The 24,804-nt window shown below is 60.9% G+C and carries 23 protein-coding genes; 17 read left to right on the plus strand and 6 right to left on the minus strand.

All coding sequences use genetic code 11. The annotated features are described in order from the left end of the window. Positions 1–34: 34 nt before the first annotated feature. Complete coding sequence (locus tag BLR69_RS01840) at positions 35–976, plus strand: helix-turn-helix domain-containing protein (RefSeq protein ID WP_058427096.1); 942 nt, start codon at positions 35–37, stop codon at positions 974–976. Between the two features lie 258 nt (positions 977–1,234). On the opposite strand, the gene BLR69_RS01845 is transcribed toward BLR69_RS01840, so the two are convergent. Further along, positions 1,235–2,062 (minus strand): AraC family transcriptional regulator, encoded by an 828-nt coding sequence (locus tag BLR69_RS01845; protein ID WP_071494992.1) that lies wholly within the window; start codon positions 2,060–2,062, stop codon positions 1,235–1,237. A gap of 185 nt (positions 2,063–2,247) precedes the next feature. Here BLR69_RS01845 and BLR69_RS01850 point away from each other — a divergent pair, with 185 nt between their 5' ends. Genes BLR69_RS01850 through BLR69_RS01870 form a run of 5 tightly spaced genes read left to right on the plus strand, consistent with a single transcriptional unit; the run spans position 2,248 to position 7,269 of the window. Beyond that, positions 2,248–3,387 (plus strand): tyramine oxidase subunit B, encoded by a 1,140-nt coding sequence (locus tag BLR69_RS01850; protein WP_071494991.1) that lies wholly within the window; start codon positions 2,248–2,250, stop codon positions 3,385–3,387. A gap of 35 nt (positions 3,388–3,422) precedes the next feature. Further along, positions 3,423–3,845 (plus strand): RidA family protein, encoded by a 423-nt coding sequence (locus BLR69_RS01855; RefSeq protein ID WP_071494990.1) that lies wholly within the window; start codon positions 3,423–3,425, stop codon positions 3,843–3,845. Positions 3,846–3,902: 57 nt separating this feature from the next. After that, the gene (locus tag BLR69_RS01860; protein ID WP_071494989.1) at positions 3,903–5,195 is read left to right on the plus strand and encodes an NAD(P)/FAD-dependent oxidoreductase; all 1,293 of its coding nucleotides are present in this window, start codon (positions 3,903–3,905) and stop codon (positions 5,193–5,195) included. An 11-nt stretch (positions 5,196–5,206) separates the two neighbouring features. After that, on the plus strand, positions 5,207–6,052 hold the full coding sequence (locus BLR69_RS01865) for an alpha/beta fold hydrolase (protein WP_071494988.1): 846 nt from the start codon (positions 5,207–5,209) through the stop codon (positions 6,050–6,052). Beyond that, positions 6,049–7,269, plus strand: coding sequence for a multidrug effflux MFS transporter (locus BLR69_RS01870; protein WP_071494987.1), 1,221 nt, complete (start codon positions 6,049–6,051; stop codon positions 7,267–7,269). The genes BLR69_RS01865 and BLR69_RS01870 overlap by 4 nt, the downstream gene beginning before the upstream one ends. A 39-nt stretch (positions 7,270–7,308) precedes the next feature. Here BLR69_RS01870 and BLR69_RS01875 read toward each other — a convergent pair whose 3' ends face one another. Further along, complete coding sequence (locus tag BLR69_RS01875) at positions 7,309–7,785, minus strand: MarR family winged helix-turn-helix transcriptional regulator (protein WP_071494986.1); 477 nt, start codon at positions 7,783–7,785, stop codon at positions 7,309–7,311. Between the two features lie 205 nt (positions 7,786–7,990). Here BLR69_RS01875 and BLR69_RS01880 point away from each other — a divergent pair, with 205 nt between their 5' ends. The 10 genes from BLR69_RS01880 to BLR69_RS01925 all read left to right on the plus strand — a co-directional run bounded on the left by BLR69_RS01880 (position 7,991) and on the right by BLR69_RS01925 (position 16,940). Then, the gene (locus tag BLR69_RS01880; protein WP_071494985.1) at positions 7,991–9,115 is read left to right on the plus strand and encodes an amidase; all 1,125 of its coding nucleotides are present in this window, start codon (positions 7,991–7,993) and stop codon (positions 9,113–9,115) included. 18 nt (positions 9,116–9,133) lie between these two features. Further along, on the plus strand, positions 9,134–9,664 hold the full coding sequence (locus BLR69_RS01885) for a nuclear transport factor 2 family protein (RefSeq protein WP_071494984.1): 531 nt from the start codon (positions 9,134–9,136) through the stop codon (positions 9,662–9,664). 479 nt (positions 9,665–10,143) lie between these two features. After that, positions 10,144–11,316 carry an indole-3-acetate monooxygenase gene (gene iacA, locus BLR69_RS01890; protein WP_071494983.1) on the plus strand — a complete coding sequence of 391 codons (1,173 nt, stop codon included), beginning with the start codon at positions 10,144–10,146 and terminating at the stop codon, positions 11,314–11,316. Positions 11,317–11,333: 17 nt separating this feature from the next. Further along, a complete protein-coding gene (locus tag BLR69_RS01895) occupies positions 11,334–11,696 on the plus strand; it encodes an IacB protein (protein ID WP_071494982.1) in 363 nt (120 codons plus the stop codon). 18 nt (positions 11,697–11,714) lie between these two features. Then, positions 11,715–12,989: an aromatic ring-hydroxylating oxygenase subunit alpha gene (locus BLR69_RS01900; RefSeq protein WP_071494981.1), complete on the plus strand. Its 1,275-nt coding sequence runs from the start codon at positions 11,715–11,717 to the stop codon at positions 12,987–12,989. Positions 12,990–13,004: 15 nt separating this feature from the next. Next, positions 13,005–13,481 (plus strand): aromatic-ring-hydroxylating dioxygenase subunit beta, encoded by a 477-nt coding sequence (locus tag BLR69_RS01905; RefSeq protein WP_071494980.1) that lies wholly within the window; start codon positions 13,005–13,007, stop codon positions 13,479–13,481. Between the two features lie 11 nt (positions 13,482–13,492). Further along, entirely contained in the window at positions 13,493–14,233 is a 741-nt protein-coding gene (locus BLR69_RS01910; RefSeq protein WP_071494979.1) for an SDR family NAD(P)-dependent oxidoreductase, read from the plus strand. A 51-nt stretch (positions 14,234–14,284) separates the two neighbouring features. Beyond that, positions 14,285–15,244, plus strand: coding sequence for a PDR/VanB family oxidoreductase (locus BLR69_RS01915; protein WP_071494978.1), 960 nt, complete (start codon positions 14,285–14,287; stop codon positions 15,242–15,244). Positions 15,245–15,254: 10 nt separating this feature from the next. Then, positions 15,255–15,752 (plus strand): flavin reductase, encoded by a 498-nt coding sequence (locus BLR69_RS01920; protein WP_071494977.1) that lies wholly within the window; start codon positions 15,255–15,257, stop codon positions 15,750–15,752. 288 nt (positions 15,753–16,040) lie between these two features. Further along, positions 16,041–16,940, plus strand: coding sequence for a LysR family transcriptional regulator (locus BLR69_RS01925; protein ID WP_232000945.1), 900 nt, complete (start codon positions 16,041–16,043; stop codon positions 16,938–16,940). On the opposite strand, the gene BLR69_RS01930 is transcribed toward BLR69_RS01925, so the two are convergent. Genes BLR69_RS01930 through BLR69_RS01945 form a run of 4 tightly spaced genes read right to left on the minus strand, consistent with a single transcriptional unit; the run spans position 16,879 to position 22,999 of the window. Then, complete coding sequence (locus tag BLR69_RS01930) at positions 16,879–18,378, minus strand: efflux transporter outer membrane subunit (RefSeq protein WP_083365760.1); 1,500 nt, start codon at positions 18,376–18,378, stop codon at positions 16,879–16,881. The two genes, BLR69_RS01925 and BLR69_RS01930, sit on opposite strands and share 62 nt — an antisense overlap. Continuing rightward, positions 18,371–21,550, minus strand: coding sequence for an efflux RND transporter permease subunit (locus BLR69_RS01935; protein ID WP_071494975.1), 3,180 nt, complete (start codon positions 21,548–21,550; stop codon positions 18,371–18,373). Before BLR69_RS01935 ends, BLR69_RS01930 begins: the two co-directional genes overlap by 8 nt. A gap of 18 nt (positions 21,551–21,568) precedes the next feature. Next, positions 21,569–22,723 (minus strand): efflux RND transporter periplasmic adaptor subunit, encoded by a 1,155-nt coding sequence (locus BLR69_RS01940; protein ID WP_071494974.1) that lies wholly within the window; start codon positions 22,721–22,723, stop codon positions 21,569–21,571. 54 nt (positions 22,724–22,777) lie between these two features. Further along, positions 22,778–22,999, minus strand: a complete 222-nt coding sequence (locus tag BLR69_RS01945; protein ID WP_071494973.1) for a hypothetical protein — start codon at positions 22,997–22,999, stop codon at positions 22,778–22,780. A 439-nt stretch (positions 23,000–23,438) separates the two neighbouring features. On the opposite strand from BLR69_RS01945, the gene BLR69_RS01950 reads away from it, so the two are divergent. Further along, a complete protein-coding gene (locus BLR69_RS01950; RefSeq protein ID WP_083365762.1) occupies positions 23,439–24,803 on the plus strand; it encodes an ArnT family glycosyltransferase in 1,365 nt (454 codons plus the stop codon). Position 24,804 lies beyond the last annotated feature (1 nt).

The raw sequence follows: 24,804 nt of genomic DNA on the forward strand, positions 1-24,804 counted from the left end.
GATAACAACAACGGGGCACCTAGGAACGACGACCATGCTTGCTGAAGTTCGAACCTTCAATGACCCTCAATTGCACGCCGGTTCCATCCAGGGCTGGCGGCAGGTCTATGACCAGTTGGGCCGTGGCTGCCTGACCAGCGAGCTGCGGCAATTGTCCGCCGACCGCTTTCAGATCTTCCAGGAAGTGTTGGACAAACGCGTGGTGCAGCGCGGCTATGCGCCCAAAGACCGGCTGTGCGCGGCCATGTCATTGGGCAGTGCGCCTGTGGTGCAGGGTCAGCAAGTGGGGGCGCACAGCGTCGTGCTGTTGCGCGATGGCGAAGAGTTTGTGCTGCATGCGCCTGAAGGTACGCACTTCTTCGCCCTTAACGTCGATACGGTACGCTTCGCCAAACTGGCCGCCTTCGAGTTGTCCGGCGATCAGCTCAAGCGCCTCACCACCCGCTCCCAACTCTGTGTGGATGACGCGTTACTGTTGCGCATCCGCCAGCGGATCTACCCGCTGTTTCGTCACCTTTTGCAACAAACCGATGCGATCAGTGCAACCGCCGAAAAAATGCTCGAGGACGAACTGCTCAACGCGTTCCTCGATTTGTTCAGCAACGCCACCGATGAGGTGCGTTGCCGTCGCGGCAATTTTGCCGTGAGTGCTTACCTGGTCAAGCGTTGCCAGGAGTTGATCGATGCCAGTGGCGATACCCCACTGAGTATTCTCGATCTGTGTGAACACCTGCGGGTCAGCCGGCGGACCCTGCAGAACAGCTTCCAGGCGGTGACCGGCATGCGTCCGGTGGAGTACCTGCGAAACCTGCGTCTGAATGCGGTGCGTCGACGCCTGATCGCCACCCCGGCCTGCACCCAGAACGTCGGCGAGGTGGCGGTGGCGATGGGCTTCTTCCACCTGAGCCACTTTGCAGCGCATTACCGGGCGCTGTTTGGCGAGTCGCCGTCTGAAACACGTCGAGCGATGGTCTGAGTCACCGGGGTTCAGGCGACGGGGTCGCCTATACCCTCCACAGGTAAGTCATCTTCCAGACAGTTGTCCGGGCGCTCATGCAATCGCTGGTTGCACCACGCGGAGCCTGGCACTACCACCCTGCACAGCCCCAGTGGCACAAGACACGCCAGGCCGACCCACGGCCTGATCGCCACGTGGGTACGTGTCTCTCGAAGAAATCAACGAGCTTTCATGGAGGAACCCTGGAGACCCGGGGTTTATCTGCGTAGCTCGCGATCAGGCGTAGCTGATCCTGTCGGTGTAGGCGTTTTGCAGCATTTTGCGTTGGTAGTCGCAGGGTGTGGTACTGACCAGTTTTTTGAAGTCGCGCAGGAAGTGGGATTGATCGGAAAAGCCCAGGTCCAGGGCCAGCTGCGAGAACGAAACATCCTGCTGGGTATTGAGAGTGTCCAGTGCCGCCTGGCAGCGGATGATCCGGCAAAACGTCTTGGGTGACATGCCGGTGTCCTGATTGAACTGGCGGTGCAAGGTACGGCTGGTATAGCCACTGAGATCTTCGAGTTGCTGGATGCGAATATCGCCGCGATGACGCAGCGCCTGCTGAATGATCATGGCGGTGAGTCCCGATGTCTTGCCCATCAGGCGTGGGGCCAGGTAGTCGTTGAACAGCCGCATCTGGTCTCCCAGCAGCGGTGCCTGGACGATGCTTTCGAAGATGCGATGGGCGAACCCCGAGACCTCCAGCAGGTCGAGTTCCCGCTCGGTCAGTTCTTCGGCCAGCACATTGATGAAGCCGGGAATGACGCCCGGTGAAAAGCGCACGCCGAAGTAGTGATGGTGCTGATGCAAATGCACGGCTTGGGCGGTCAGCGGTGTGCCACAGATCCTGGCGCTGGGTCGAGTGGCATCGCAGTCGAAAACGATGTCCACGCAGCCATCCGGCACGGCCAGCAGGTCGCTCGATTGAGCGACGTCGAAGGCATAGAAATGCGAGATCGCCGGGTGCGCGGAGGGCATCACCGAATAGCGTGAAGAGTTGAGCACGAACCAAGGCTGTTCGTTCGCGGTGTGGTGCCGGGGAGCCGGCACATTCGGTTTGATCATGGTTGCACCTTGGGTAGGCAGCGCTGCGGGAAAAATCACGCATTAATCGCGCCAACTGACGCTGCGCCGGCCTGAGGGCATGTCCGAAATTTACAATACCGTCGACAACGTCCGCCCGATACTCGACCTCGACAGCGTGGAGCTGCGCCTACCGCAGCGATGTCACCTTCAGCGCGAGAATAACTATGTCTACAAATACAAAAATCGACTTCATCTACCTCTCCGAGCAGGACATGATCCGCGCGGGGGTGACCGACATGCTGGCCTGCGTGAATACCATGGAAGAGATGTTCGGCCTGCTGTACGCCGGTGACTACCGCATGGCCGGCCCGAACAATGACTCCCATGGGGCGATGGTGGTTTTTCCGCAGGATTCGCCGTTCCCGAACATGCCCAAGCCCACGGCGGATCGGCGCATGATGGCCATGCCGGCCTACCTGGGCGGCAGCTTTTGCACCGCTGGCGTGAAGTGGTACGGCTCCAATATCGCCAACCGCGAAAAGGGCCTGCCGCGCTCCATCCTGATGTTCACCCTGAATGACCCCGACACTGGCGCGCCGTTGGCGCATATGTCGGCCAACCTGCTGTCCGCCTACCGCACCGGTGCGATTCCCGGTGTAGGTGCGCGCCACCTGGCCCGCAAAGACTCGAAAGTCGTTGGTCTGCTTGGCCCGGGTGTCATGGGCAAGACCACGCTGGCGGCATTTATCGCGGTGTGTCCGCACATCGACACACTGAAGATCAAGGGGCGTGGTCAGAAGAGCCTCGACAATTTTATCGCGTGGGTCACAGCGACTTATCCGCAGATCACCACGATTGAGGTGGTCGACACCCTGGAGGCAGTCGTCCGCGATTCGGACCTTGTTACTTATTGTAGCTCCGGTGAGGTGGGCGACCCCTCGATCTACCCAATTGTGCGACGTGAATGGGTCAAGCCAGGCGCCTTCCTCGCGATGCCGGCGTCCTGCTCGCTCGACGCGGGCATGGAACAGCCCGACGTGCGCAAGGTGCTGGACAACACCGGTCTCTACCAGGCCTGGTTTGAAGAATTACCCAAGCCTGCGCATCACACCGTGCCCGTCATTGGCGTGCGCTTCATGGACATGATTGCCGAAGGCACGATGCAGCTCGATGACGTCGAGGACATCGGCAAGATCATCGCCGGTGCCGCGCCAGGGCGTAGAAGCGATGACGAAATCATCATCATGTCAGTGGGCGGCATGCCCGTGGAGGACGTGGCCTGGGGCACGGTGATTTACCGCAACGCCATCAAGCAAGGCATCGGTGTGACCTTGAACCTGTGGGAAACCCCGGAACTGCGCTGAGCCACCCCAACACTTTCCTTTGCGAGGCATTCGACATGACAAAAATCATCAAGCTCAAGACCGGTTCGCCGTTTGAAGATCAGGCCAGTTATTCGCGCCTGGTGGTCGTGGATAACTGGATCTATGTGTCCAACACGGCGGGCCGCAACCCGCAGACCAAGCTGATTCCAGAAGACATCCTTGAGCAGACGCACCAGGTCTTCGCCAATATCGAGTCGGCCCTCAAGGCCGTTGATGCGAGCCTGGCCGACGTGGTGTGTTCGCGGGTGTTCATCCAGGACCCCAAGGACGTGCCCGCGGTCATGGGCCTGATCGGCGAAAAGTTTCGCGGCGTCGACCCAGCGAGCACTGTCACCTGTCCACCCCTGGGCTCGACGGTCTACAAGGTGGAGCTGGAAGTGACCGCGTATCGCAACGCGTCGAAGGCGCAGGTCGAAGTCATTCGCCTGTCGCAATGATCGTCACGCGGCCAGGCGCAGGCGTGGCCGCCCTTATTCGCTTACCGAGTCTTGACCATGGCACCGACAATAGCGCCCGTGACAACCTCCACCGTGTTTCCCAGCGCCACGTCCGTCGTCATCATTGGCGGCGGGATCATCGGCCTGACGGCTGCGCTGACCCTGGCTGAGCGCAACATCGCGGTGGTGGTCCTGGAAAAAGGCCGTATCGCCGCCGAGCAGTCATCACGCAACCTGGGCTGGGTACGCAAGACCAGCCGCCACGCCGCCGACATCCCGCTGGCGCTTGCGGCTGACCGGCTGTGGGCACAAATGCCCGAGCGGGTCGGGGCGGATGTCGGGTATCGCCAGGAAGGCATTATGTTTCTGGGGCGCACACCTGCGCAGATGGCGATGCACGAAGGGTGGCTCAAGTCGGTGGAGCATTTGTCGCTGGATTCGCGGCTGCTCAGCAAGCGTGAGATTGACGCGATGGTGCCAGGCGGCGTGGGTGAGTGGGCCGGCGGTATCTTCACCGCGTCCGACGCGCGTGCCGAACCGACGCTGGCCAGCAGTGCGATTGCCAAGGCGGCCATGGCCATGGGCGTGGTGATTATCGAGCAATGCGCGGTGCGCACGCTGCAGATGTCTGCCGGTGCGGTCAGTGGCGTGGTCACGGAAAAAGGCGAAATCCGCTGCGACCATGTGTTGCTGGCGGGGGGTATGTGGTCGCGGCGTTTTCTGGGTAACCTCGGTGTGTCATTGCCGACCTTGCCTTTGACCTGCTCGGTGCTGCGCACCCACCCCATGGAGGGGCCGACGCAGATCGCTGTCGGTGCGCCTGATTTTTCGTTTCGCAAGCACAAGGACGGCGGTTTCATCATTACCCAGCGCGGTAAGTTGGACGCCTTCCTGACCCTCGATCACTTGTTGCTCGCCAAGCAATATATGCCGCAGTTCCGTGCGCAACGCAGCGTATTGAACGTGTCGCTGGGCAAGCCATTTATCAATGACCTGGCACTGGCTCGGCGTTGGGGCGCCGATAGCGTCAGCCCGTTCGAGCGTGTCAGGGTGCAGGATCCAGCCGCCAACCCGCGGCTCAATAACGACGCGATGAACAACCTCATGGCGGCCTGGCCTGTGTTTGAGCAGGCGCAGATCGCCCAGGCCTGGGCCGGCACTATCGACGTGACACCCGATTCCAATCCGGTCATCGGGCCGGTCGCGCAGATTCCGGGGCTGACCGTGGCCACCGGCTTCTCGGGGCATGGCTTCGGCACGTCGCCAGCGGCGGGCCATCTCGCGGCGGACCTGGTCAGTGGGCATACGCCGATCATTGACCCAAGCCCTTATCGCTTCGATCGTTTCTAAGGAGCATGCCCATGCCTGCCGACAGCTGTTTTTTCACTAACCGTGCAGGCCTGCGCCTGCACTTCTTGCGCTGGGGCGATTCGAGCGGCGTGCCCCTGGTGCTGTTGCACGGCTTGCGGGCCTATGCACAAACCTGGGAGTCGCTGGTGCAAGCCTTGGGCGCGGGCTACTGCATCTACGCCCTGGATCAGCGTGGCCGGGGGTTGAGCGACTGGGCTGCGCCTGCCAGCTACCACACTCAATCGTATGTCGAAGACCTCGAAGACTTGGTCGCCCACGTGGGCCTGCAGCGATTTGTGTTGCTCGGGCACTCATTGGGCGGTGCCAATGCCCTTGAATATGCGCGGCAACATCCGGGACGTTTGCTCGGTTTGCTGATTGAAGACATCGGCCCCGGCTCTTCAAGCCAGGGCGATGGCGCCGCGCGTATTCGTCGCGAGATGGGCCAGACACCGTTGCAGTTCGAGAGCTGGGAGGCGGCCCGCGCATTCTGGCAGGCTGCGCGTCCAGGCTTGTCGCACGAGGGGCTGGCATCGAGGCTCGCGCATTCGATGCAAGAGCGCGACGGCGCGATCACCTGGCGTCATGATCAGCAGGGGATTGCCGAGGCGCGCCTTAGCATTGAACCGACGGATTTGTGGCCGGCGGTGCGCGCACTGGATTGCCCGAGCCTGTTCATTCGCGGCGCACGCTCGGATTTCCTGCCGCCTGCGACACTGCACGCAATGACTGCCTGCAATCCGCAGGTGCGCACGGTGGAGGTCGCCGACGCCAGTCACTATGTGCACGACGATCAAGGGCCGGTGTTCAATGCCCTGGTGGCGGAGTTTCTTGAAAGCCTTGCGCGCCCGGAATGAAGCCCACAGCCCGCATGATTGCGTTATTGGCCTCGCTGACGGCCTTTGTGCCGTTTTCCATTGATACCTACTTGCCCAGCCTGCCGCAGATTGCCGTTGAGCTGTCGAGCAGCACGGCCCAAGTGCAACACACGATCAGCGCGTTTCTCGCTGGCTTATGCCTGGGCATGTTGTTCTACGGCCCGCTGTCGGACCGCTATGGACGTCGCACCTTATTGTTGGGCAGCCTCACGCTGTATGGCCTGGCGACTTTGGGGTGCCTGTTTGCCGCAAGCATCGATCAACTGATCGCCTGGCGCTTTATCCAGGCACTGGGCGGGGCCGGCGCAATGGTGCTGGCCAGGACCGTGGCCAGGGATTTGTTCGGTCTGGCGCAGGCCGCCAAAGTGTTGTCCTGGATGCAAATGCTGACAATGATGGCGACGTTGGTTGCGCCCATGGTCGGCACCTGGCTGGTGCTGGTCGACGGTTGGCGCACCATATTCGCCGTGTTGTTCATCCTGTGCGGGTTTTGTCTGCTGATGGTCGGTGTGGGGTTGGACGAAAGCCTGCCGCCGCGGGCGCGCGGCCACTCGCTCAAGGCCGCCTTTGCGGCCTACCCGGGCATTCTCCGCCAGCCTCGGGCGGTTGCGTTGATTCTGTGCATGTCCTTCACGTTTGGCGGCGTGTTCGCCTTTATCACCGCCTCACCCTTTGTGTACGTGGAGTACTTCGGTGTCTCGCCGCGCCTGTTCAGTGCGCTGTTTGGCCTGAACATTCTGGGCATCATCGTCGTGAGCTTTATCAATGCCCGCTGGGTCACGCGCCTGGGGCCGCTGCGCATGCTGGGCGTAGGAACCGCGCTGGCAGGCATCGCCGCAATAGCGTTGTTGGTGGCGGGTTACACGCAATGGGGCGGTCTGACCAGCATCGTACTGTGCCTGATGCTGTACATGGGGGTGACGGGCTTGCTGGGGGCCAACTGCACGGCGAGCCTGATGAGCATGTTCCCGAGGCAAGCGGGGGCGAGCGTCGCCCTGGGGATCTCGATGCAGTTTGCCTGTGGGGCGCTGGCGAGTCTGTGGGTCAGTCGCCTGGCGGATGGCACCCCATGGCCCATGTGCCTGGTGGTGGGCTGTTGCGGGCTGGGCTGCCTGGTGGCGTATGCCATTGCGCGGCGCGCGCCGTTCACGCCTGTGGTTACGCGGGATGAACAGCCTGTGCCGTTTCAACCCTGAGACTTGGAGATGCCTGACAGCACAGGGTGAATCCTCGCGCTAAGGCTCTCCCAGATTATTGAACACCGTTTCCAGCATGCGGTTGAGGCGCTGGATCTGGGCTTCGGTCATGCCGCTGAAACTGCGTTTGAACACGTCGCCGGTGGCGGCCTGGATGCGTTCGATGGCGGCCCGGCCCTCGTCCGTGATCCGTACCTGGGTAACCCGTCCATCGTCCTCGCAGGGCGCGGTGTCGACCAGGCCATCGTCCTTCATGCGGTACACCGTTTTGGTGATGGTCGACAGCTTGGCGATGGCGTGGGTGGAGATCTCGGAAATACTGGATTGGCCGTTTTCCTTGAGGATGAACAGCACGCGCCAGCGGGGGATATCCAGGCCGATTTTTTTCAGGGATTTTTCCATGTATTGGCTATAGCGGCCATGCACCATCGCCAGCCAGTAGAACGGAAAATCTTCTTTGTGAAAGTCTTCACTGCCGGGGTCGTAGCGACTGGCGTGTGTTTTCGGAGACGTCATGGTCAGCTCATGTCGGAGGAGGCAAGCAATCATAGACTTTTGTCGTGAATTCGGCACGGTTATCACCGGGTGAAACGCAAGCCATGACGTCGGGGCGTGTGAGTGGATTTAATTGACAATTCACGTAATAGTCAGGGAGTGTGAAAGAAGGCAGCCGGCGTTTCAGGCTTCGTTCACTGAGTTTTACAGCGAAGGAAAACGTGACATGACCATCGTGATTGAACAGCTTTCTCTTGGCGGCAACGGGCTTAGCGTGATGGTGAAAGACACCATCGATATCGCCGGCAGGGTGACTCGGGCGTCGAGTCAGGCGCTTGATGGCGCGGCACCCGCCGACACCCATGCCGATGTGGTGCAGGCCCTATTGGACAAGGGCTGTCACTTGGTGGGCAAGACCAGCCTGCATGAACTGGCGTTCGGCACCACCGGTATCAACCATTGGACGGGTACGGCGCCGAACCCGCGTTTTCCTGGGCGTATCCCCGGGGGGTCTTCCAGCGGTTCGGCAGCGGCCGTGGCCGCTGGGTTGGCGGACTTTACCCTCGGCACCGATACCGGTGGTTCGGTGCGTGTCCCGGCGTGTTGTTGTGGGGTGTTCGGCTTCAAACCGACGTTCGGCCGTGTCAGCCGTCGAGGCGTGATGCCTGCGCAAAGCAGTCTCGATTGTGTCGGGCCATTTGCGGCCAGCCTGCCAATGCTGCTCAAGGCCATGCAGGTCATTGACCCCACCTTCCATCCGGTGCCTCTGCAGCAGCCACCACGGCTCGGCGTCCTGGCGGTCCAGGCAAGTGCTGCGGTGCAACGTGTGATCGATGCTGCCGTGGCAGACAGTGGTTTGCCGACTCAACCCGTGACCCTGCCGAGCCTCGATGCCGCCTATGCTGCCGGCATGGTGGTCATCAATCGTGAAACGTTCGACGCCTGTGGGCACTTGTTGGCGACCGGTCTGGTGGGGGCCGATATCGCCAGTCGCCTGGCCGCTGCCGGCACCACCACGGCACACGCCCTGATGCACGCCGAAGAGGTGCGCAAACAGTTCACGGCCGAAGTTGACGCGGCGTTGCGTCAAGTCGACGTACTGGTGTTGCCGACCATGCCGGATTTCCCGTTGAGGCTCGCCGATGCCGCCGACACGCAAGCCGTACTGGGCATGACCCGATTTGTGCGGCCCTTCAATCTGAGCGGGCACCCGGCGTTGAGCATTCCCCTGGGCTGCGCCGAGGGCCTGCCGGTTGGGTTGCAACTGGTGGGGGCGAAAGGTGCGGACGAACAACTGCTGGCTATCGCCGGCCACCTGCTCGAATGCCTGTATGCCAACCATAAGGGCTGATCGGCCGAGGAGTTGAACATGAGTGAACCACGCTCTTTGGCGGCACTTGAAAGACGCTTGCGCCGTTTCGAAACCCAGGACAGCGTGCGTGCCTGCATGAACCGCTACATGGTGTTGTGTGACGGGTTGGATGCGCACTCGCCGCTGCAAGAGTTGGCCGGGCTGTTTACGCAGGACGCGGTGTGGGAGGGCAAGGGCGCCAAATACGCCAAGAGTTTCGGCGGCTATCGCGGGCGTGAGGCCATTACCGCGATGTTCTGCGGCTACATGAAGTCACCCGCGCACTTTGCCCTCAATGTGCATTTTCTGACCAGTGAGCTGATCGAGGTGCACGATGATCACGTCATGGGCAGTTGGGTGATGTTGCAGACGTCGACATTTGCCAGTGGCGCCTCCCACCTCAATGCCGCTCGGCTGACGGTCCGTTTTGCCTTGGAGGAGGGCGTGTGGCGCATGGCGCACTTCCAGACCGAAAACCTGTTCGGTCGCCCTGTGCAGGCCTGGAACAGCGAAGACGACCTGCCGGTGCCCCAGGCTGCCGTCGAATGATCGACCTGCATCGCTGACACCGCTCACGTCCTTTTGTAAGTACCCGCCCCCGGTCTGCCGGGGGGGTGGCGTTGTCGTGCGCGCAGTTTAGGGTTGATTAATTAATTTCGTTGGGAAAATATTTTTTTCCAAGGCGCCTGGTTTCTTTCTGGAAAGATCAAGGTTCTAAAAAAATCTTTATATAACAATAATTTGAAAAATTAATTGAGTGTCATTTTTTAAATTAAAGGCGTTTCAAGCAAAAATATTGCGTGAATATTCCATTGACTATTCACGTAAATCAGCGCAGATTTATGGCAACGGCACCCACAAAAATAAAGGTAACCCTATGCCGATCTATCCCGTTTGCCCTGCTTGCGTAGCGCCCCTTCGCGTCGAAGGCACATCCGCCGCGCCCAGAACCCTCCTCCGAGATGCCCGGTTTTTCCGGCACTGAATCCTGCCCAAGCCCATACCGTTCCTGACGACGGAGTAACTATATGCATGCGCTAATTGCCTCAGCGACCGGGGTCGCGAGCTCGCTTGTCGGAGGTGCCGATTTCGAGGTGTTGCTTGACGACATTCGTAAGCGTGCCCGAGCCGGTGAGTTCGACCGCCAGCGGCACATCTCGCGGGACGTGATCGAGTCCTTCAAGCAGCACGGCGTGTACCGGGCCCTGGTGCCCAAACGCTTTGGTGGGCTGGAATGCTCACCGGCCGAATTCTGCCGGGTCATCGAACGTATTTCCCAGGCCGACGGGTCCGCCGGTTGGGTCGCGAGCTTCGGCATGAGCCCGGTCTACCTTGCGGCATTACCCCTCGAGAGCATTGCCCAGGTGTACGCCAATGGCCCTGACCTGGTCTTTGCCGGCGGCATCTTCCCGCCGCAACCGGCCGAAGTGGTTGCCGGTGGCTTCATGGTCAACGGTCGCTGGAAGTACTCCAGTGGGTCGCTGGGGGCAGATATTGTCGGCGTCGGTATCGCACCCAAAGACGGCGATACCTTCGGTTTGCCGCGTATTGCCGTGATGCCGCGCAGCGCCATTCGCATCGAAGAAACCTGGGACACCGTCGGCCTGTTGGGAACGGGCAGTCATGACCTGGTGGCCGAGCATGTGCGGGTCGCCGAAGAGTGGACCTTTGTGCGCGGTGGCCTGCCCAATCTCGACGAGCCGTTTTTTCGTTACCCGTCACTGTCATTCGCCACCCAAGTGCTCTCGGTGGTCGGCCTGGGTGTTGCCCGCGCCGCCCTGGATGCGTTGACGGACATGGCCTGCGGCCGCGTATCGGTCACCGGTGCGCCGGCGATTGCCGATCGACCGCTGGCTCAAGTCGATATCGCCCGGGCGGAAGCCGACCTGCGGGCAGCCCGTGCATTCTTCTACGAATCCATCGAGCGCGCCTGGGAGTACGTGCTGGCGGGCGATGCAGTGCCGGTGGCAGCCACCAATCTGCTGCGCCTGTCTTCCACCCACGCCACACGCGTGGCCGCCGATGTCGCCCGTACCGCGCAAATGCTCTCGGGCATGAGTGGTGTGTTCAACGACAGCCCGTTGGCCCGCTGCGTCAACGATGCCCAGGTCGTGACCCAGCACGCCTTCATGGGCGACATCACCTATCAGAACGCCGGAGCCATGTTCTTCGGTAAACAACCCTTGTCTGGCTACCTCTAACCGTCGAGACCCTGAAAATGAACGATAAAAAAATGCTCCGCGTGCTGTTCTGCATGGGGATCAACCAGAATTTCTTCGATGCGCCCCGTGACGAGCAATTGCAGGTCTGGGCAGCCTTCAGCGCGATGTGGAACGGCATTCACGACCTGGCGGGCGTGCAGGTGCTCGGCAATATGGATGATGACCAGAGCATGGTCGGCCCCTCCGACGGTTTTCCCTGGACCACTTACCTGCTGGCCGATGTGCCGGACATCGACACCGTACATGCCGCCTGCAACCTGTTCCGTAGCACGCCGGTCGGCGATGGCCCGTACAAATTGTGGCGCTACACCAAAGTCGAAGCCCGGGTCGGGCGCGAGCTGATCATCCAGCGCACTTGATGCCGAGGAGGCCATCCCATGAACAAGCTGATTCCTGCCGTGAACCTCGCCGTCGATCCTGCCGACCTGGTGCAGTCCGATCGCGTGCACACCTCGATGTACACCGATGCCCAGTTGTTCGACGCCGAGCTTGAAAAGATTTTCTACAGCACCTGGATCTGGGTCGCCCATGAAAGCGAGATCCCCGACGGCGGTAGCTATAAAACCACCTACATCGGCAAGCAGCCGGTGATCGTGGTGCGTGATCGCAAGAAAGACACCCATGTGCTGCTCAATCGCTGCCGTCATCGTGGCGCCACCGTGTGTGAACACAAAAAAGGCAAGACCAACAGTTTCGTCTGCCCCTATCACGGTTGGGGTTATGCGTTGGACGGCTCGCTGCGCGGCATCCCGCATCCGGAAAGCTACGCCGATTGCATCGACAAGGCCGAGCTGCCGCTGGTCAGCCTGCGTACCGAAAGCTACGCCGGCATGATCTTCGCCACCTTCAAGGATGACATCCAGCCGCTGGAAGACTACCTCGGCGCGGCGAAGAAATGGATGGACCTGTTCATGAAGCAGGGCGCGGGATACGGCATCAAGGTCCCGGGCGAACATCGCTTCCGTTTTCCGGGCAACTGGAAGATCCAGCTGGAAAACACCACCGACGCCTATCACTTCCCGCTGGTGCACAAGAGCTTCCTGTCGTCGGTGGACGAGCAGACCCTGGCGTTGTTCGACTTCGTCAAAGGCCCTGGTTATGTCGAGGACTTGGGCAACGGGCACAGTGTGATGGTGATGATTCCGGACCTGATCGACCTGGAGGCGGATCTGGACAAGCCCATCCCCGAGCGCTTTGAAGCACTGGCCGCCGAGCTGCGTGATGAAGGCATCGAGGAACTGCAGGTGCGCCGCATTGTGCGTGCGGTGGGTGGCACCGGTTTCAACCTCAATCTGTTTCCGAACGTGGCCTGTTCGATGGCGTTTTTCCGGGTGCTGCAACCGCTATCGGTGACCGAGACCGAGATTCACCATTCGGTCATCACCATGGACGGCGGCCCGGCCGCGGCCAACCGCTACCGCCTGCGCCTGCATGAGCACTTTCAAGGACCGATGGGGTTTGGCACGCCGGACGATTCCGAAGCCTGGGAGCGTGTGCAGAAGGGCGCAAGCGCCGGCGATGAGCTGTGGATCATGCTCAACCGCGGCCTGCCCGGCGAGCGTGCCAGTGCCGACGGCCGGGTGTCCGACGTAAGTGCTGAAACGGGCATGCGCGCGGCGTACCAACAGTGGAAAAAGATGATGTCGGCCTGAGCCGTGGAGAACCTTATGAATCTGCAAGTGCTGCAAGAAGTCACCGCCTTCATCTGGCAGGAGGGCGACATGCTCGACCATGGCGAGTACGCCGCCTGGTTGAAGATGTGGACGCCCAAGGGCACCTACATCATCCCGATCAACCCGAAGGAAACCGACTTCGAGAACACGCTCAACTATGCGTACGACGACCATCATATGCGTGAGTTGCGGGTAAAACGCCTGATCGGTGGCGAGTCGATCTCCACCAGCCCGCAGCCGCGTACGGTGCGCACGCAATCGCGCTTTCGGGTGCTGAGTGACGACGGTGTGAACGTGACGGTGCGCTGCGCACAGAACGTGCGTGAGTTCCGCAAGGAGAGCCTGAAACTCTACAGCGCCGACCTGACCTACGAGTTGGTGCGGGCTGGGGGTGGCTTTGAGATTCACCGCAAAGTGGTGAGCCTTATCAACAGTGACGATGCCCTCGCCGGTATCGGCTACATCCTTTGAGGCGCGCCGACATGAACCAGATCGCATTGGTAACCGGCGCAGGGCAGGGCCTGGGCCAGCGTTTTTGCGCCAGCCTGCTGCGGGCCGGCTATTCGGTGGTCATTACCGACATCGAGCAGGCGGCCGCAGAGGCTTGCCAGGCGCAATTGGACCCCGGTGGCGCGCGCAGCCTGGCCCTGCCCTTGGACGCCGGCCGCAAGGATGACTTCGAGCGTGCCCTGGCCAGTGTGCTGGAACGCTTCGGTGCGCTGCATGTGGTGGTCAACAACGCTGCGGTGACCAAGACCACGCCGTTGATGCAAATCAGCCCTGAGGAGTTTGACGCCGTGGTGGGCCTGAACCTGCGCAGCGTATTCCTGGGGTGCCAGGTGCTGGGCGGGCACATGGCTGACGCCGGTTACGGACGACTCATCAACATGGCGTCCCTGGCAGGGCAGAACGGCGGCACCGCGACAGGCGCGCATTACGCCGCCAGCAAGGGCGCGATCATCACGCTGACCAAGATATTCGCCAAAGAGTTTGCCTCGCGCGGGGTGACAGTCAACGCCATCGCGCCTGGCCCCATCGACTCCGTCGCCGTGCATGCGGCTGTGCCGCCTGAGCGCCTGCCGGGCCTGCTGGCCAATATCCCGGTGCAGCGTCTGGGCGATGCGGATTTTCTGGGTGACCTGATCGTGCAGTTGGCGCGGCCCGAAGCCTATTTCACCACCGGGGCTACCTGGGACGTGAATGGCGGCCTGTTAATGCGCTGACTATTACCGGGTCGCCACGGCGACCTTCACGAACTCCATGGAATCATGGCCATGACTGAACAACTGTTGGATGTAGTCGTGCACAAGCGCGAGCTGCAAGGGGACGGCGTTGTCGTCCTGGATTTGACCCGTCGTGACGGTGCACCGCTGCCGTTGTTCGAAGCCGGTGCACATGTCGACATTCACATAAAGCCGGGCCTGGTGCGCCAGTATTCGCTGTGCAGCGACCCCGCCGATCAGAGCGTCTATCGGCTGGGCGTGCTCAAGGACCCAGCCTCTCGCGGCGGGTCGCTCGGTGTGCACGATACGTTGCAGGAAGGTTGCGAGTTGCAGATCAGCGCACCACGCAATCTGTTTCCGCTGGCCGGCGATGCGCGGCGCTCGATCCTGCTGGGCGGCGGTATCGGTATCACACCGATGATTGCCATGGCTTACACGCTGCAGGCATCGGGTCACGCCTTCGAACTGCATTACTGCGGGCGTGAGCGCGGCCGCAGCGCGTTTTTGGCAGATCTGGCGGATTCGCCGTTTGCCGCCAAGGTGTTCACCCATTTCGATGATGAAGGGCTTGAACAGCGGCTGGACCTGGCCCACGTGTTGGGGTCGGGTGAGGCCGGGGTGCACCTCTACACCTGCGGGCCCGCAGGCTTCATGGAGTGGGTGATGCAAGGTGCGCGTGAACAGGGTTATACCGAGGAGCACATCCACAAGGAGTATTTCCAGGTAGAGGTGGACAGTTCCGGCGCCAGCTTTGAAGTGGTGGCCGCGCGTAGCGGCAAGACCGTCCAGGTGGCAGAAGGGCAAAGCATCCTCGCCGCACTGGCGCAAGTGGGGATCAAGATCGAGATTTCCTGCGAGCAGGGCGTGTGTGGAACCTGCCTGTGCGATGTGCTTGAAGGTGAGCCGGACCATCGCGACGTCTACCTCACGGATGACGAGAAAGCCGGCAATGACCAAATCCTGGTGTGTTGCTCTCGCGCCAAATCAAAAAAACTCGTGCTGGATATCTAAGGGGAACGACATGGTAGACGTAAGCAGTTTTCGTAATGCAATGGCCATGCTCGGCGGCGCCGTGACGGTCATCACCACTGACGGCGTGGCGGGTCGGTTTGGGTTCACCGCGTCAGCGGTGTGCAGCGTGACCGACTCACCGCCCACGCTGTTGGTGTGCATGAACCGATCGTCCCATTCCAACGAGCACTTCAAGCGCAATGGCGCGGTGTGCGTCAACATTCTGTGTGGTGATCATCAGGAAATGTCCGGGGCATTCGCGAACCGTACGTTGACGATGGATGAACGCTTTGCCGTGACGCAGTGGACCACCCTGGAAAGCGGCGCGCCGGTGATGATCGATGCGCTGGTCAATTTCGACTGCCGTATTGCCCAGGTCCATGAAGTCGGATCCCACAGCATTTTCTACTGTGAGATCCAGACCATCCGCCAGGGAAATGCCGACGAAGGGCTGGTGTATTTCAACCGTGCTTATCACCGCCTGGGCGAGGCGTCCAAAGCCTGCTGAGCCCGGCCCGTTGATGTTGAGCTCTCGTGCGCCGGCTGCCGAGACCGTGCTATTGGCGCTAAATACCCTGTGGTGAGCGGTGTTCGCCCTTAGTGGGAGGGTATCAGCCCGATATAGACGGTTTTTCAAAGACCTTGGAAGGTCTGCTGCTTATGATGAATTTGCGTTGATGTCCCCCCATGCCGTGGCATGGCGGCATTGTTGGAATCACGATATCCCGGATAAACTCGCCTGAATCGTTTTGTTATTACGGAATTTCGTACAATGGCGCTTGATCGGTTAGAGGCGATGCGCGCGTTTTGCCGCATCGTCGAAGTGGGGAGCTTCAGTGGTGCCGCTGACGCGCTGGGGTTGGCCAAAACCACGATTTCGGGCCAGGTACAGGCACTGGAACACCTGCTCGGTATCAAGCTGCTGCACCGCACGACACGCAAGGTTTCGCCCACGACAGAGGGCGCGGCTTACTACAGCCGTGCGCGTGCGGTCATTGACGACGTGGACGAGTTGGAAACGTCCGTCTCCCAGAGCCGCAATATTGTGCGTGGACGGGTGCGGGTCGAGATGCCTTCACCGGTCGGCATTCTGTTGATTGTGCCGGCGCTGCCGGATTTTGCGGCCAGGTTCCCCGATATCCACCTCGATATCGGTTGCAGTGAGCGCGTGGCGGATCTGGTTCAGGAGGGGATCGATTGTGCGGTTCGCGGCGGTGTGGTCGCGGACGCGGATCAGGTCTGTCGCCCGGTGGGGCAGATGCGGTTTTGTTTCTGTGCGGCTCCCGCCTATCTGGCGGACGTGCCGCCTATCAATGAGCCGGCGGATTTACCCAAGCACAAACACCTGGGCTTTAAATTCCCCGCGACCGACAGGCGCTACGTGCCGACACTCAGGCGTGGCGATCAAAGCTTCGTGCTGGATCACCCGCCGAGCATGTACTTCAACAACGGTAGCGCCATGGCCGCAGCGGCGCTGGCGGGGCTTGGGGTGGCGTTCCTGCCGGCCGCCGAAGCCGCGCCTCATTTCAACACCGGTGCGCTGGTTGAACTGCTGCCGCAATGGCAGATGGCAAGTATGCCGATGTCCATTGTGTACCCCCAAACGCGGCACCTGTCTGCCAGGGTTCGTGCCTTTACCGACTGGGTCGCCGCGTTGATGGCCAATGATCCGCTGTGGGCGCTTGAGCAGGCTTGATGGGTTCGGCTTGCTGCCGATCAGGCGCCTGCAGTGGCCACCCACCGGCGAGCGAAGCAAACAGGTCCACGGCGCTGGTGGCGCTGCGGGCCTGGCTGTCCGCCGCCGAGATCTGCGCGCTGTAGAGTGACCGCTGCACGTCCAGCAGTTCAAACAGGTCGATGGCCCCGGCCTGATACCGGGCGCCGGCAATCGTGGCAGCGTCCTCCAGCGCGTTGGCAGCACTCGCCAGTCGCGCATCTTCCTCCTTGCTCCTGGTGACACGGACCAAGGCGTTTTCCACGTCTTCCAGCGCGCTCAGCACGGTTTGCTGATACGCCGCCAAGCGGCCGGATGCGGCGGCGTCGGAGGCAGCGATACGGCTCTTGACCCGTCCCACGTCGAGGAATGACCAGTCGATGCCCAGCAACGCCAGGTTTGATTCTGCACCGCTGGAATACAGCGCACCGCCGCTGAACGCATAGGTGCCAACAGCCGCGCCCAGGCTGACCCGGGGGAAGAGATCCGCCGTGGCAACACCGACTCGGGCGGTGGCTGCATGCAACTGCTGCTCGGCCGAAGCAACGTCCGGGCGCCGTCGGATGATCTGCGCAGGTGTATCGGGCTCGATGGTCGCTGGCACCGACAGCGTGTCGGCGGCGTGTTGCAGGCGCGTATCCAGGGCTGTGGGTGTCAGCCCGACCAGCACCGCCAGCCGGTGCCTGTCCATGGCCATGCGGGCTTCAAGTGATGGGATGCGCGACAGCGTCGTGTCGAGCAAGGCCTGTGCCCGGGACAGGTCGTAGCTCGAGCCCCGCCCGGCGTCCAGCCGGCCCCGCACAATCGTCAGCGTTTCCCGCTGGCTATCGGCGTTCATGGTGGAAAGCGCCAGCATCTTCTGCGCCGCGCGCAGGTCGATGTAAGTGGACGCGACCTGGCGGACCACGGCGACCTGCAAGGCGTACAGGTCATTGGCCTTGGCCTCCGTTTCGGCTTGCTGGGACTCCACCGCACGCCGCACCCGCCCGAGGAAATCCAGTTCCCAACTCAAGGCAGCCTTGTTCGCCAACACGTCATGGCTGCGTGCCGCGCCATTTGCTTCATCGGTGCTGTTGCGCTGGTGCCCCGCTTGCGCGGACAGGGTGACGGTCGGCAACTGATCGAATCGGGCCAGGCGCAGCAGCGCGTTCGCCGCATCGTAATTGGCCAGCGCCGTTCGCAGGTCGTAGTTGGCCGCCAGGGCCGCCTTCACCAGTGACGTCAGCTCGGGGTCCTCAAAGCGGTTCCAGAACTCATCGCCGGCCGCGCTTGCCTGCGGGCCGGCCGTGGGCTCGGCATTCACCGGGCTGAAGGTTGCCGGCATATCCGGCGTCTGTGGCCGGTGATAGTCAGGCCCTACGGTGCAGCCTTGCAACAGGGCGACCAGTACCGACAGGGGCCAGTGTTTCAGCTTAATCATGGCGCAGGCCCTCCTCGGCGTGCCGCGTGAGGTTTGAGGGATGAGCGGGGACGGTGGCGCCGAGTTTGCGCAGGGCCACATAGAACACCGGCGTCAGGAACAGGCCGAAGGCCGTCACCCCGAGCATCCCGAAGAACACGGTGACACCGGTGGCGTGGCGGACTTCGCTGCCTGCCCCGGAGCCGACCAGAAGCGGGACCGCACCGGCGATAAAGGCCACCGAGGTCATGACGATCGGACGCAGGCGCAAACGGCAGGACTCCAAGGCCGCCTCGACAGTACCTCGGCCTTGCATCTCCAGTTCGCGGGCGAACTCCACGATCAGGATGGCGTTTTTGCATGCCAGCCCCATGAGCACCACCAGGCCCACCTGCACAAACACATTGTTGTCGCCGCCGGCCAGCCAGACCCCGGTCAGCGCCGCACACATGCAGACCGGTACGATCAGGATCACCGCCAGGGGCAATGTCCAGCTTTCGTACAGGGCGGCCAGCACCAGGAACGCGAGCATGACGGCAATCGGGAAGACGATGGCAGCGGTGTTGCTCTGGGTCACCTGCTGATAGCTCAGGTCCGTCCACTCCAGCTCGATGCCCTTGGGCAGCGTGCGGGCGGCGATCTCTTCGAGTTTCCGGATGACTTCGCCCGAGGACAGGACTCGCGGGTCGGCGTCGCCGATCAGGTCCGCCGCCGGGTAACCGTTGTAGCGCATGACCGGGTCCGGCCCGAAGGCGGGCACGACCTCCACCATCGAACTGATCGGCACCATCTCGCCGCGTGCGTTGCGCACACGCAGGTTGCCGATATCCTGCGCGTTCTGCCTGAAGCCTGTGTCGGCTTGTGCAATGACCCGGTAGACACGGCCCAGCAGGTTGAAGTCATTGACATAGACCGAGCCGAGGTAGGCCTGCAAGGTGTCGAAGATGGCGGTCAATTCCACGCCTTGGGCCTGGGCCTTGGTGCGGTCCAGCTTGACGTCCAATTGCGGAATATCGGACTGGTAGGAACTGACCGGGAACGTCATGCCCGTGGTACTCGTCACTTCAGCCTGGAAGGCGTTGAGTGCCTTCTGCAAGGCCGCATAACCCAGGCCCCCTCGGTCGGTCAGGAACAACGAATAACCCGAGCCATTGCCCAGGCCCTGGATCGGCGGGGGTAGCAGCGCATAGGCGGCGCCGTCCTTGATGGCCGCAAACTTGCGGTTGAGCTCGGCGTTGATTTGCTCGGCACTGCGTGAGCGTTCTGCAAACGGCTTGAGCAGAATGTAGGAGGTCACCAGGTTGGGCGTGGTGGTGCTCTGCAGCGCGTTCATCCCGACATAGGCGTTGGCATAGTCGACGCCCTCGACGGTCGAGGCAATCGCTGACATTTCCCGGGCGACGGCTTCGGAACGCGCCAGCGACGCGCCGGGTGGCAGCGTTGCACCGGCAAAGAGGTAAAGCTTGTCCTGGTTGGGGATAAAGCCGTTGGGGATCGTGTTGAACAGCATCCCGGTGGCGCCGAGCAATAAGGCATACACCGCAAAGACCGCTCCACGCCGTGGCAACAGCCGCGCAATGGCGCCCTCATAGCGTTCGGAACTGCGTTTGAAAAACCGGTTGAACGGGCGCAGCAACCAGCCCAGTGCGCTGTTCATCCAGCGGGTCAGACGGTCGGGCGGGGCGTCGTGGTGGCGCAGCAGCTTGGCGGCCAGTGCCGGCGACAGGGTCAGCGAGTTGATCGTCGAAATAACCGTCGAGATCGCAATGGTGACAGCGAACTGCTTGTAGAACTGCCCCGTGACACCGCTCATGAACGCCATCGGAATGAACACGGCGCACAACACCAGCCCGATGGCCAGGATCGGCCCCGACACTTCGCGCATGGCCTGGTGCGCGGCCTGCAGCGGGCTGAGGCCCAGCTCGATGTTGCGTTCAACGTTTTCCACCACCACGATGGCGTCGTCCACCACGATGCCGATCGCCAGGACCAGGCCGAACAAGGTCAAGGTGTTGATCGAGTAGCCCAACAGGTAGAGGAACGCGAACGTCCCGACGATGGACACCGGCACGGCAATCAGCGCAATGATCGACGCCCGCCAGGTCTGCAGGAACAGCACTACCACCAGTACGATCAGCACCATCGCTTCGAACAGGGTGTGCTGCACGGAGCTGATGGACTCACGCACAAACACGGTGGGGTCCCAGACGCTGACGTAATGCATGCCCTCGGGGAAAGCCTTCGACAGCTTGTCGAGCTTGGCGTAGACCGCGTTTGCCACCTCAATGGCATTGGCGCCAGGGGTCAGGAAGATACCCACGGCGACTTCGCTGTTTTTGCCACGGAACACCCGCAGGGTGTAGTCGTCGGAGTCCAGCTGGATGCGTGCCACCTGTGACAGGCGCGTGACCTGGCCGTCATCACCGGCCTTGAGGATGATGTCGCCAAATTCCTGCGCTGTTTTCAGTCGGCCTTGAACGTTGATCGAGATCAGGAACTCGGTGCTTTGTGGCGTGGGTTCCGCGCCCAGTTGGCCGGCTGATACCTGCACGTTCTGCTGGCGAATCGCGGTGAGTGCGTCCTGGGCGGTCATGCCGCGCGAAGCGAGTTTGTCGGGGTCGAGCCAGATACGCATGGCATAGTCGCCCGCGCCATAGAGGATGACGTCGCCGATCCCGGGGATGCGTGACAACTCGTCCTTCACATGCAGGCGCAGGTAGTTGCGCAGGTAAAGCGCGTCGAACTGGTCATTGTTCGAGTACATGTCGACGTACATCAACGGCGTCGGCGATTGCTTCTGGGTGGTGATCCCGTATTGGCGCACCGATTCGGGCAAGCGCGAGAGCGCCTGGCTCACGCGGTTCTGCACGCGCACGGCAGCAGTGTCCGGGTCGACCTTGGCGTTGAACGTGACCACGACTTGCAGCGTGCCGTTGGAACTGGCCACCGACTTCATGTAGATCATGTCTTCGACGCCATTGATCGCTTCTTCCAGCGGCACGGCCACCGACTCGGCGATTTCCTTGGGGTTGGCCCCCGGATAAGTGGCTTTGACCACCACGGTCGCCGGTACGACTTCCGGGTATTCGCCGACGGGCAGCAGCGGGATGGCCACCAGCCCGGCCGCGAAAATAATGATCGACAGCACAATCGCAAAGATCGGTCTGTCGATAAAAAACTTGGAAAAGTCCATAACAGGAGCCTTTGGCGATTATTTTTCGTTGTTCACGAGACTGGGAACATGCCGTTCACCGTTGTGCGGGGAACGTTCGTGAGGCGTCACCGGTGTGCCGGAGGCATAGATGTTTTGCAGGCCGGACACGATGATGGTGGCGTCGCGCTCCAGCCCGGCAGTGATGACACGTTGTGTGTCGACGAGTCGTCCTGTTTCGACGTAACGCTTTTGCGCCAGGTGATCGTGGCCTAGAACATAAACGTATTGTTTGTCCTGGTCGGTCAGGATCGCCCGGTCCGGTACGAGCAAGGCGGCCACGGGTTCACCGACCGACAGCTGAACGTTCGCATAGAGACCTGGCGTAAGAAGACGCTCATCGTTATTGACGATTGCGCGTGCCCGGACGGTGCCCGTCGTGGCGTTCACCTGGTTATCCACGAAGTTCAGGTCGCCCGTGTAAGGCAGGCTCTTGTCATCGGCCAGGCCAATCCGCACGGACGTTTCAGCGGATGTTTTGAGGGCCTTCTGATAGTTGATGAAACTCTGCTCGTCCGGGTCGAAGTAGACGTAGACCGGGTTCTGGGAGACGACGGAGGTCAGCGCGGATTGATTGGCGACCGCCAGGTTGCCGAGCGTCAACTGCGCGCGACCGGTGCGTCCGTCGATGGGTGAACGGACCTCGGTAAACTCCAGGTCCAGCGCGGCGGCAGCCACGGCCGACTCGGCGGTATGCACATCGGCCAGGCTCTGGTCACGCATGGCCCGCTTCTGCTCGGCTTCTTCCCTGGAGACGGCATTGCTGGTGAGTAATTGCTGCGCACGCAGGTCCTGCTGACGGGCGAGGGACAGCGCAGCGCGCGCACGCTCCAGCTGTGCCCGCGCGCTGTCCAGTTCAGTGCGATAGGGGCGTTGATCGATGACGAACAGCAGGTCGCCCTTTTTGACCTCGCTGCCTTCGCGGTACGCCACCTTGGTGATGTAGCCGCCTACGCGGGGGAGGATTGTCACGGTATCCGTGGCGCTGACCCGACCATTGAAGCGGTTCCAGGTCTTGAGGGTCTGCAAGGTGACGCCGGTCACCTCGACGCTGGGAGCGGGGGCCGCAGGTGCCAGGCTGGGCTCTTTGTTGCAAGCGCTGATCAGTAAAGCAGTGGTGATTACTCCGGTAACAGCGACTAATCGGGTGCGCACAGGATCATCCTTATGAAGAGGGATTGATGGGGGGCATGGTTTTTAATGTGCGTGTCACTGATCGTTCTGCCGCTGGGCTTCTGCTGGTGCTGTTTGCTCTTGTTGCGCTTTTTGTTGCGCTTTCTGTTTATCTTTTTCAAGGTCTGCGGCGTGTTTGTCAAACAGGGCCTTAGTTCTTTCGTGGAAGCGTTGAAGTGCTTCCGCGCCGTCGGACGCCTGTGCAAGAACGGGCAGGGTTAGAACAAAGGCAATCATCAAGTTGGAGGCGAGTTTCATACGGGTTTCTCAAGTTGCGCGCACAACAAGGCGCTAAATTAAATTCAGTTGAAAGGTGGGTTCAGGTTGATTTGGGCGTGCAGTGTTCAGGCAGAGGGCCTTGACTACGATGAGCAGGCCCGGCGGTTCAGGTGTCGAGGCGTGCAGGGACTATAGGGAAAAAGCTTCTCTGGATAAACCGGGTCTGCGCGTTTTGTTTTTACGGAAGCTCGTACAATCGCGCCCGGGTGTCGTATAGGATATTGGTGCGGGAATCAACCGTTGTCATCGGTTGAGTTTGCACTTTTTAAGCTGTGTTCAGCCGATGTTCAGAGTTGTTAAGCCCGTGGCCAGTTTGAATAAACAAGTTGCACGGGCTTTACAACTCTTCACTTTTACCAACTGGCTCGCCTGAAAAGTAAAGTGCTAGTCTGCGGTTTTTCAGGGATAGCAAGGTCGCATGAATACGCTAACGGAAGTGGCTATAAAAAAGCCCTGTTCATTTATTTTTGTCGTTGCGTTTATTGTATTGGCTGTCCTGCAATACAAGCCCGCAGTGCTCAATTACACCACGCGCTTTGTCGACTTTGCCCAATACATGCTTGCGCACGGCGTCACGCTGTTTCCAATCGCTGAAGATCTGCAGCCTTACCCCGATTACACCGTGATCAATACACTCCTGGTGTATCTGGTGTCCCTGCCGTTTGGCCGTGTGTCCATTCTGTCGATGGGCGTGCCTTTTTGCGTCGCTGCCGCCTTGATGTTGGTGTTTATTTATAAATTGGGGGCGTTGCATGAGAAGAAATGGGGCGCCTACGCGGTGGTGTTTGCACTGTTCACCTGGTCATTTCTGGACGGTGTGAACTCCCTGGCGCTGGATGTGTACCCGGCACTTTTCACGGTGATGTGCTTTTACCTGGCCTACGCGGGCGAGGTGCATAAACAGCGTTATCGGTTGCTGCTGGTGCTCGCCGGCCTGGCACTGGGCTTTGCGTTTCGTGGCCCGATCGGCCTGATCGGACCTGCCAGTGTGGTTGCCTCTTATTACCTGTTGAGCCGGCAGTGGCGCATGCTGGTGGTGTTCTCGTTGTTGGCTGGCGTGGTCCTGGCCACGGGTATCGCGCTGCTGACCTGGGCGGCCTACGTGCAGGGCGGTGATGCTTTTCTGCAAGAGGTGTTGATCATGCAAGGACTGGGGCGGTTCGGCAGTGACCACGCGCCCCGTTATTACTTCTACTTTTCGGCAGGCCTGCTGACCTACGGTGTCACTGCAATCATTGCGGTGAGCGTGATCATCAAGCAGGGCAAACACTTTTTCGAGCGTACGCCGCATCCCGCCACGAACATGCTCCTGTACCTCACTGGCTGGCTCCTTGTGATCATTGTGCTGTTCACGATTCCAAGTTCGAAAAAGGCGCGTTACATACTGTCGATCACCCCGGCTATTTCGTTGTTGGCGGCCTACGTCTTCGTGGACCGCAGTGAAGTGTTTGCAAACACCCGGAGAAAACTGCTTGGGTTCTGCTTGGAGTTGCCGCTGATAGGCCTCGTGATGCTGTTACTTGCCTATGGGTACAGCTTGTATGCGGTGACCCCGCTGCAGCCCAACTACCTCGGTGCCTGCCTGGGTTTGATTACGCTTGTGGCCGTGCGGCCCTGGTTGGAATCACGCTTTCACGGGCATCCACATCGTGAGTTCGTCGTCTTTTCTTTCGGGGCTGTCACCTTTCTCATACTGGATATGTTTTTCTTCAATTCCGTTACTTACCATCTGGAGTTGGCCCATGAGCCGACGCCTAAATTCCTGCCTTATTGGTTCTGGTGAA

Source organism: Pseudomonas azotoformans (assembly GCF_900103345.1).
GTDB lineage: Bacteria > Pseudomonadota > Gammaproteobacteria > Pseudomonadales > Pseudomonadaceae > Aquipseudomonas > Aquipseudomonas azotoformans.